Consider the following 7,630-nt stretch of genomic DNA (forward strand, 5'->3'; position numbering starts at 1 on the left):
GCCTGCGGCTTGCTGTCAGTTCTGTACGCCATCTGGGCGACACGTTCGGTCCTTGCGTCCGATCAGGAAGCCGATCGCGGAAGTGATGGAGAGCAGCCACCAGGCGAGCAGAAGCACGACGATGCCGACGACGGCGATGGTCGTGTATTGGCGCGCCAGATATGCCTGGGCGCCTTCGCGAATGGCGGCGGAGATTTCCTGCATGCGCTGATTGCCCTGATCGGACGCAAGGACCGAACGTGTCGCCCAGATGGCGTACAGAACTGACAGCAAGCCGCAGGCGATGACGGCGGTAATGATGGTCATTGCCGGATTTTCCTCGATTGTTGGCCCAGAAGAACCCCTCCCTGGGCCGTTGAGACGGGAGACGCATTGCCGCCAAGCGGAATCCGCCACCTTCGCTGGCGTGTATGCGAAACAGGGTTTGGAACGTCAAGATATTGTTCGGTTTTTGCCCTGCTTTCACCCGAAAGACGAAGACGGCGACTCACCAGCGGGCGCCATCGTGCTCTTAGATCGATTGAAATGACGGCGCGTAGATCATCCGGTGGGCATCTGTTGACAATGGCGGAGATCGGCGAGGATCAAATCTGAAAATCGGCTACTCTGCTTCCCGCCCCATGCGACGCGCGGCGTAGCGCTCGATCGCCGACAGGCCGTCATAGATCAGCACCGCGAGCGCCGCGACGATCAGGCCGCCCTGCAGCACGAAGGCAAGGTTGTTCGAGATCAGGCCGGCGATGATCACCTCGCCCAGCGTCTTGGCCGCCACGGTCGAGCCGATGGTGGCAGTGGCGAGACTGATGACCACGGAAAGCCGGATGCCGCCGAGGATCACGGGGGCGCTCAGCGGCAATTCGACCTTCATCAGCCTTTGCCAGCCGGTCATGCCTGCGCCGCGCGCCGCTTCCATGACATTGCCTGGCAGCGTGGTGAGCGCGGTCAGCGCGTTCTCGAAGATCGGCAGCAGCCCGTAGAGGAAGAGCGCGATCAGCGTCGGTTTCTCGCCAAATCCCACCGCCGGCACGGCCAGCGCCAGTACCGCGACCGGCGGAAAAGTCTGGCCGATATTGACCAGGCTGCGCGACAGCGGCAGGAACTCGGCGCCGGCCGGGCGGGTGACCAGGATGGCGAGCGCGACGGCGACGATCGTCGCGGCAACCGTGGCGACGAGCACCGTCCTCAGATGCAGCAATGTCAGCGTCAGCAGGCTGCCCTGGTTGTAGATCGCCGGCGCGCCGTTCTCGGTCAGGGGCTTCAGCAGCGGCTCGAACGAGACCGGGCTGGCGATGAAAGCCACCAGCAGCACCAGAAGCGCCAGCCTCAATAGCGCAGGCAGCCAAGCCTTCATGCCGGCCTCGCCCGCTTCACCAGCCCTTCCACGGTGATGCGGCCGATGAGCTTGCCGTTGCCATCCTTCACCGGCAGCGCCGGACGACCAGTCCATAGAAGCTCGGCCAATGCATCGCGCTGGCTGGCCTCACCGGGGATCGCCTCGCCTTCGGCACCACCGGGCTCCACGGCATCGCGCGCGCGGCCGAGCGACAGGAGCCGGAACGGCCGCTCGCTGGAACCGACCAGGGTCTCGACGAAGCCATTTGCCGGCCTCGCCAGGATCTCCGCCGGCTTGGCGTATTGCAGCACCTTGCCGGCATCCATGACGGCGATCCTGTCGCCCATATGGATCGCCTCCTCCATGTCGTGGGTGACGAGGATGACGGTGGTGCCGAAGCGCTTCTGGATCGCCAGCAGATCCTCCTGCGCCTTGGTGCGGATGATCGGATCGAGCGCGCCGAAGGGCTCGTCCATCAGAAGCACATTGGGTTCCGCGGCGAGCGCGCGGGCGACGCCGACGCGCTGCTGCTGGCCCCCGGAGAGTTCATGCGGATAGCGCGGACCATAGGCTTGAGGATCGAGCAGGTAGAGCGTCATCAATTCCTCGACGCGAGCCTTGATGCGATCGTTGTCCCAGCCGAGCAGCAGCGGCACGGTGGCGATGTTCTGCGCCACCGTGCGATGCGGGAACAACCCATGGCCCTGGATGGCGTAGCCGATGCTGCGGCGCAGCTCGTATCCGGGCAGCGAGCGATTGTCGGCGCCGTCGATCTTGATGATGCCCGAAGTCGGCTCGACCAGCCGGTTGATCATCCTGAGCAGCGTCGTCTTGCCGGAGCCGGAGGTGCCGACGATGACGCAAACAGTGCGCGGCTCGATGACCATCGAGACGTCGTCGACAACGGGCGTTCCGTTATAGCGCTTGGTGATGCTTTCGATCTCGATCATGCGGGTTCCGCCCTGCGCTTGGTGGAGGTCATTTCGATGACCGCATCGAGGATGATGGCCGCGGCGAAGGCCAGCGCCACGGTAGGCAGCGCGCCGAGAAGCACGAGGTCCATCGCCGTCTGGCCGACGCCCTGGAAGACGAAGACGCCGAAGCCGCCGCCGCCGATCAGCGCCGCGATGGTGGCGAGCCCGATATTCTGCACCAGCACGATGCGGATGCCGGTAAGGATCACGGGAAAGGCAAGCGGGAACTCGACATCGAACAGGCGCTGGCGGTCGGTCATGCCCATGCCGCGCGCTGCATCGTTGGCGGCGCGTGGCACGCCAGCCAGGCCGACCACGGTGTTCGCCACCACCGGCAACAGCGAATAGAGAAACAGCGCGACGAAGGCCGGCGCGGTGCCGATGCCCCTGATGCCGATAGCCGCCGCGCCCGGCACATGCGCGGCGACCCAGCCGAGCGGTGCGATCAGCAGGCCGAACAGCGCGATCGACGGAATGGTCTGGATGATGTTGAGGACATTCAGCACCCCTGCCCGCAGCGGCTCGACGCGGTGGCAGAGGATGCCCAGCGGAATTCCGGCGACCACCGCAACTGCCAGCGAGCCGAGCGCCAGCGTGATGTGCTTGGAGCCTTCCGCCCAGAAACTGTCCGCGCGACTGGCATATTCCTTGAGGATGGAAAGGCTGTCCCAGCTTCCCGAGGCAAGCAGCGCGCCGATGGCGAGCGCGGCGACGGCAAGAACGCCGACACGCGCCAAGGGCGAGAGGTCAAGCCTGGTCAGAACATCGGCCAGAAGCAACGTGAAGGCAAAGATCAGCAGCCAGAATCCCGAGGCCGGCGCGACGCGGGCAAAAGTGTTGCCGGCGGGCGTCAGGAAGGTGCCGGCAATGCCGATCAGGATGGCGAGAGCGACAAGCGCAAAGACGCTGGCGGCCAGCCTGAGGATGAGCGGTGTTCGCAGAAGCGCGACGATGCCGCCGGCAATCAATATCGCCAGCAGCAGGGCGCCTAGCGCCGCAGGCAGCGCCTCGAGGATCGGGCGCGCCTGTCCGGGCACGATGCGGTTGGCGCGGAAGGTGGCGAAGGGTGCCGCAAAGGCGGCATAGGCATCGATGGCGGCAATAACCACGCCGAGCTTGTCGAAGCGGAGGGTCATCGAGACCTCTCCGGAGCAGCGACAGAGAGCCTCGCGGACGTGGTAAATCCCGCAACCTTGGAGATTGGCGAAACCCTGCGCGACATCCGATCTCCCCCCTTGCGGGCGAGATGGCCGGCAGGCCAGAGGGGGGTGGGAAGGATCGCTACCTTCCGGGCAAGGGCTTGCGAGAAGCGAAGATTGTTGGATGGCGAAGCTACAATCGGCTGAGAAGTCGGCGGGACAGCACCCCCCTCTGTCCTACCGGACATCTCCCCCGCAAGGGGGGAGATTGGCAGCTCCGCCGACCGCACCTCTCCAACTCGCACGCGTGTCGCGATCCCCGCCTGATTACTTCAAGAACCCGTTCTTCTTCAAAAAGTCTTCCGCCACCCCCTTCGCGGGTTCACCACCCAGCTGGACACGGCCGTTGAGCTGCTGCAGCGTGGCAAGGTCGAGCTTGGCGAAGACCGGCTTCAGCAGCGTCTCGATCTCCGGATGCTCCTTGAGCACCTGCTCACGGATGATCGGCGCGGGCTGGTAGACGGGCTGCACGGCCTTGTCATCCTCGAGCACGACAAGGCCGGAGGGCTGGATGCCGCCATCGGTGCCGTAGACCATGGCGGCGTTTGCGCCGTTGGTCTGATTGGCGGCGGCGGCGATGGTCGCCGCCGTGTCGCCGCCGGAAAGCGTGATCAACTGGTCCGGCTTAAGCTTGAAGCCGTAAGTGGTCTGGAAGGCCGGCAGGGCCGCAGCCGAATTGACGAACTCGGCCGAGGCGGCCAGCACCACCTTGCCGCCGCCGGAGACGTATTTGCCGAAGTCCGACAGCGTAGCCAGCTTGTTCTCGTCGACCACTTCCTTGCGCAGCGCGATCGCCCAGGTGTTGTTGGCGGGCGACGGCGACAGCCAGACGATCTTGTTGGCGTCATAGTCGAGCTTCTTGGCGGTTTCGTAGGCCTTGGCGGCGTCCTTCCACACCGGGTCGTCCGCCTTCTGGAAGAAGAAGGCGGCATTGCCGGTATACTCGGGATAGATGTCGATCTCGCCGGCGGTGATCGCTTTGCGCACAACCGGCGTCGCGCCTAGTTGAATGCGGTCCGTGGTCTTGATGTTGTTGGCGTTCAGAACCAGCTCGATGATGTTGCCGAGCACGCCGCCTTCGGTGTCGATCTTCGAGGAGACCACCACCTGAGCGTGCGCCGAGGCTGTGGCGATGCCGAATGCGATCGCCGCTGCGGCGAGCTTTCCGATTGAAAACATTGTGAAAATCCCTTGCTGTGAGCCGATAGACTGGTGGCCGCATATGAGCATGGCTTTAACGCGCCGTCGGGGTACACGGTTTCATAACTAAGGAGATGCACGCAATAATTTTGTTCCCGGCGCGAACGGGTGCGCCACGCCGGGTCCCGACAGCGTCGTGTCAGCTTCGACGTCGCGGCCTTTCAGAGGCGCATAGGACGCTGGGCGCCTCGATTTGGTGCATGATCCCTTCCGGCGGAAGCCCGGCACAGACGTGCCGCGCCTTGATTATTGCTTTTGTGCGTTTCGTATTCTGGAGCGGTTCAGCGTTTGGTAGAATCGCTGAACCGCTCTAACCATTTGTTTTTACGCAATTCCGGACGGAAAACCGTTACACACTTTTCCTGGAATTGCTCTAGCCGCTGCGCGCTTTTGGGCGACACACCTTATGTTGCCGGCGGTCGATAACGGATCGACTTCGCCTTGCCGAGAGCTTCAATCGTCTCCTCGACGCTGAGGAGAACGGTGGTCTCGAACGAACTCAGCGCGCCGCCGGCACCGATGGCGAGAGCGACGGCGGCCATCGACACATTGTCCGGCGCCTCCCAGAGATTCCAGCCATCGTGTTCGCCGAAAGCGTACCAGAACCCGTGCAGCTTTCCGCCCGCAGACTCAATGTACGAACGAGCCGCGTTGCGCCGGTCCTCGGGATTTTCGATCATCCGCGCCCACGTCTCGGGTGTATAGCTGAAGCGCGTGAGATACATTGCCATGGTTCGCTCCTCCGTCAGAGTCACTCCCCTCAGGCAAATTTACCGCTCAAACCGGAAAGGCGCGAATCATTTCCGTATCCTGGAACCGGCAGGTGTGCGGAGGATGGGTTCCACAGCATCGGCCGCGGCCGATCCCGACTTCCAGCGTCATATGCCGGGTCGGCGCAATCCCGTGATCCTCAAGGCGCCGAGCGCCAGGAAGCAGAGCGCAACAACCGGGAACACGACCCAGTTCAGCATGGTCCAGCCCCAGGCATTGTAGACCGCGCCCGACATCAGCGAAGCGAAGGCGACGGAGCCGAACAGGACGAAGTCGTGAAAACCCTGCACCTTGCCTTTTTCGGATGGGTGGTAGCTCGCTGCGACCATGGCGGTCGCGCCGATGAAGCCGAAATTCCAGCCGAGGCCGAGCAGGATCAGCGCCGTCCAGAAATGCCAGAGCTCCAGGCCGGAAAGCGCCACCGCTGCGCAGCCGATGAGCAGAACCAGGCCGATGGCGACGATGCGTTCGGCGCCGAAGCGGTGGATCAGCGAACCGGTGAAGAAGCTCGGCCCGAACATCGCCATGACGTGCCAGGAAATGCCGAGCGTGGCATCGTCGGTCGAGAGCCCGCAGCCGACCATGGCGAGCGGCGCGCCGGTCATGACGAAGCTCATCAGCGCATAGGCGCAGACGGCGCAGAATAGTGCCGCGACGAAGCGCGGCTGGGTGGCGATCTCGACCAGCGGGCGGGCGTCGCTTGCGGCGGTTTCCGCGGAGCCGCTTTTACCTGTGGAAATGTGCAGGAAGGAAAGGACGACGGCGCCGACCGCTGCAAGGATCAGGATCGAGGCGAAGGATCCGGCAAACATCACCGGCGCCAGAAGCTCACGGGTGTAGATGACGATCTGCGGCCCGAGGATGGCGGTGACGATGCCGCCGGCCAGAACGAAGGAAATGGCGCGCGCCTTGAATTGCGGCGGCGCGTTATCGGCGGCGGCGAAGCGGAATTGCTGGACGAAGGCGCCGCCGACACCGATCACGCCGAGGCCGAAGGCGAACAGCCAGAAGCTCGCCTGAAAGAGCGCCAGCGTCGCGATCAGGCCGCCGAGCGCGGTGATGAGGGTGCCGGTCATGAAGCCGCCGCGATGGCCTAGCCGGCGGATGATCGCGGCTGCCGGCAGCGCGCCGAGCGCCACCCCGAGGTTGAAGCCGGTGACCGGCGCCGTCGCCAGCGATTTGTCGGGGCCGAGCAGATATTGGCCGGCAAGCGCCCCGAGCGAAATGGCAATGGGTGCCGCGGAGCCGACGATCGCCTGCGCCGCGGCGAGCAGCAGCGCCGTGCGGCGCGCTTCGCGGCCGGCTCCGGCGACCACGGCCGTGGCGGCCGTCATGATGCGTCCTTGCCGCGTCCCTCGCCTCGCACCCGGCGCGAAACGCGATCGAGCACGGCATTGACCAGCTTCGGCTCATCCTCCTCGTAGAAGGCCTTGGCGATATCGACATATTCCGAGACGATGACGGCCACCGGCACGTCGTCCCGCTTCATCAGCTCATAGACGCCGGCGCGCAGGATGGCGCGCAGCGTCGAATCCAGCCGCGACAGCGGCCAGTCGTCGGTGAGCGCCTGGCGGATGACGGGATCGATGGTCTTCTGGTTGTCGACGACGCCGGTCAGGATGGCGCGGAACCATTGCGCGTCGGCCTCGCGATAGAGCGCGCCGTCGACTTCCTTGCCCAGCCGGAAGGCCTCGTATTCGGCGGTGATCTCGAAGACACCGCTGCCTGCCACATCCATCTGATAGAGCGCCTGGACAGCGGCAAGACGAGCGGCACCGCGCTTGTTGGCGTGGCGCACCGCACCGGTCTGGGCAGGCTCGGTCACGATTGGGCTCCGAATTTCTCTTTCAGCGCGATCATGGTCAGCGCCGCGCGCGCGGCGAAACCGCCCTTGTCGCCTTCAGTGCGGCGGGCACGCGTCCACGCCTGCGCGTCGTTCTCGGTGGTCAGGATGCCGTTGCCGATCGCGACCGCTTCCTGCACCGAAAGGTCCATCAGCGCACGGCTCGATTCGTTAGCGACGATGTCGAAATGATAGGTGTCGCCACGGACGATGGTGCCGAGCGCGACGAAGCCGTCATAGTGCGTGCCGCCTTCGGCGGCGCCATCCAGCGCGAAGGTAATGACGGCCGGTATTTCCAGCGAGCCGGGAA

General features: G+C 64.6%; 8 protein-coding genes and 1 pseudogene. All 9 read right to left on the reverse strand.

All coding sequences use genetic code 11. From position 1 onward, the window contains the following. Positions 1 to 57: 57 nt before the first annotated feature. Positions 58 to 306, reverse strand: a pseudogene (locus EOA29_RS18870) (sodium/proton-translocating pyrophosphatase); the annotation flags it as partial. A gap of 295 nt (positions 307 to 601) precedes the next feature. Further along, a complete protein-coding gene (locus tag EOA29_RS18875) occupies positions 602 to 1,351 on the reverse strand; it encodes an ABC transporter permease (RefSeq protein WP_126094226.1) in 750 nt (249 codons plus the stop codon). Further along, on the reverse strand, positions 1,348 to 2,283 hold the full coding sequence (locus EOA29_RS18880; protein WP_126094227.1) for an ABC transporter ATP-binding protein: 936 nt from the start codon (positions 2,281 to 2,283) through the stop codon (positions 1,348 to 1,350). The genes EOA29_RS18875 and EOA29_RS18880 overlap by 4 nt, the downstream gene beginning before the upstream one ends. Then, positions 2,280 to 3,443 carry an ABC transporter permease gene (locus tag EOA29_RS18885; RefSeq protein ID WP_126094228.1) on the reverse strand — a complete coding sequence of 388 codons (1,164 nt, stop codon included), beginning with the start codon at positions 3,441 to 3,443 and terminating at the stop codon, positions 2,280 to 2,282. Before EOA29_RS18885 ends, EOA29_RS18880 begins: the two co-directional genes overlap by 4 nt. Before the next feature lie 330 nt (positions 3,444 to 3,773). Further along, a complete protein-coding gene (locus tag EOA29_RS18890) occupies positions 3,774 to 4,685 on the reverse strand; it encodes an ABC transporter substrate-binding protein (RefSeq protein ID WP_126094229.1) in 912 nt (303 codons plus the stop codon). A 425-nt stretch (positions 4,686 to 5,110) separates the two neighbouring features. After that, positions 5,111 to 5,437 carry a GYD domain-containing protein gene (locus EOA29_RS18895; RefSeq protein WP_189350099.1) on the reverse strand — a complete coding sequence of 109 codons (327 nt, stop codon included), beginning with the start codon at positions 5,435 to 5,437 and terminating at the stop codon, positions 5,111 to 5,113. A 147-nt stretch (positions 5,438 to 5,584) separates the two neighbouring features. Further along, positions 5,585 to 6,811: an MFS transporter gene (locus EOA29_RS18900; RefSeq protein ID WP_126094230.1), complete on the reverse strand. Its 1,227-nt coding sequence runs from the start codon at positions 6,809 to 6,811 to the stop codon at positions 5,585 to 5,587. Continuing rightward, positions 6,808 to 7,302 (reverse strand): transcription antitermination factor NusB, encoded by a 495-nt coding sequence (gene nusB, locus EOA29_RS18905; protein WP_126094231.1) that lies wholly within the window; start codon positions 7,300 to 7,302, stop codon positions 6,808 to 6,810. The genes EOA29_RS18900 and nusB overlap by 4 nt, the downstream gene beginning before the upstream one ends. Beyond that, the coding region (locus EOA29_RS18910) for a 6,7-dimethyl-8-ribityllumazine synthase (RefSeq protein WP_127221282.1) at positions 7,299 to 7,630 on the reverse strand (332 nt) is incomplete at its 5' end. The genes EOA29_RS18910 and nusB, both read right to left, overlap by 4 nt.

The sequence above is a fragment of the Mesorhizobium sp. M1E.F.Ca.ET.063.01.1.1 genome, assembly GCF_003998155.1.
Taxonomy (GTDB): Bacteria; Pseudomonadota; Alphaproteobacteria; order Rhizobiales; family Rhizobiaceae; genus Mesorhizobium.

What these genes read in the sequence shown, in the direction of transcription:
- EOA29_RS18875 (WP_126094226.1), bottom strand. Translation starts at nt 1,351, where the DNA reads ATGAAGGCTTGGCTGCCTGCGCTATTGAGGCTGGCGCTTCTGGTGCTG.
- EOA29_RS18880 (WP_126094227.1), bottom strand. Translation starts at nt 2,283, where the DNA reads ATGATCGAGATCGAAAGCATCACCAAGCGCTATAACGGAACGCCCGTT.
- EOA29_RS18885 (WP_126094228.1), bottom strand. Translation starts at nt 3,443, where the DNA reads ATGACCCTCCGCTTCGACAAGCTCGGCGTGGTTATTGCCGCCATCGAT.
- EOA29_RS18890 (WP_126094229.1), bottom strand. Translation starts at nt 4,685, where the DNA reads ATGTTTTCAATCGGAAAGCTCGCCGCAGCGGCGATCGCATTCGGCATC.
- EOA29_RS18895 (WP_189350099.1), bottom strand. Translation starts at nt 5,437, where the DNA reads ATGGCAATGTATCTCACGCGCTTCAGCTATACACCCGAGACGTGGGCG.
- EOA29_RS18900 (WP_126094230.1), bottom strand. Translation starts at nt 6,811, where the DNA reads ATGACGGCCGCCACGGCCGTGGTCGCCGGAGCCGGCCGCGAAGCGCGC.